This window comes from Ileibacterium valens, assembly GCF_001945525.1.
Taxonomy (GTDB): Bacteria; Bacillota_I; Bacilli_A; order Erysipelotrichales; family Erysipelotrichaceae; genus Ileibacterium; species Ileibacterium valens.
The window spans coordinates 1-623 of the sequence record NZ_MPJW01000259.1 but is presented as its reverse complement, the minus strand read 5'-3'; the positions used below and the strand labels follow the sequence as shown (position 1 = coordinate 623).

General features: G+C 35.8%; 1 protein-coding gene. It reads left to right on the top strand.

What is annotated here, in order from left to right:
* Positions 1-332 (top strand): hypothetical protein (locus tag BO222_RS11790; RefSeq protein WP_233131261.1); only part of this gene is annotated, 332 nt, incomplete at its 5' end.
* Positions 333-623: the final 291 nt, after the last annotated feature.

Here is a 623-nt window from a genome sequence, read left to right as displayed (position 1 = left end):
TCAGCCCTCTGGCGTATGATTGGATTTACGCAGTAACAAAAATCGAATTTGACAGAAAAATAAAGATCAGGAATGGAGTGATCAATATGTGTGAAGCAATTATTCAAATGCAAAATTCCAGCAGAAACGAAGGGTTCAAAATCGGAAATAATGAAGGAATCCAGATCGGAAAAACCGAAGGAATCCGGATTGGCGAAATGAGAGGTAAAACGAAAGGAATTGAAATCGTTCGAAATCAGGAACTCAGAAAAATCGCGGTAAAATTGCTTGTTTCCGGATTTTCCAGAGAAGATGTTGCTAATTTTTTAAGAGATTTCAAACACCTATCTTGAACAGGTTCTTTCTGAAGAAGAAAAATAAAGATTTAAATAAACAAACCAGGAGACATTTAGTGAGTTAATTGATTCTTTGATTTAAACAAGTTGTTAGAAATAAATAAACTTCGCGGGAAAATAGACATGCGAGGGTTTTTAATGCGAAAGGACAGGGATAAAAAGAGAGTGTAATTTTATCTGTGTAAGTCGAGAGCGTACGGCTCGGCCTGCACAGATTTTTTTTGCGATTTGTGCTTTTATTAAGAAAAGAGGAAATGAAATCATGGCTAAAATCAAACGCAATCCTGC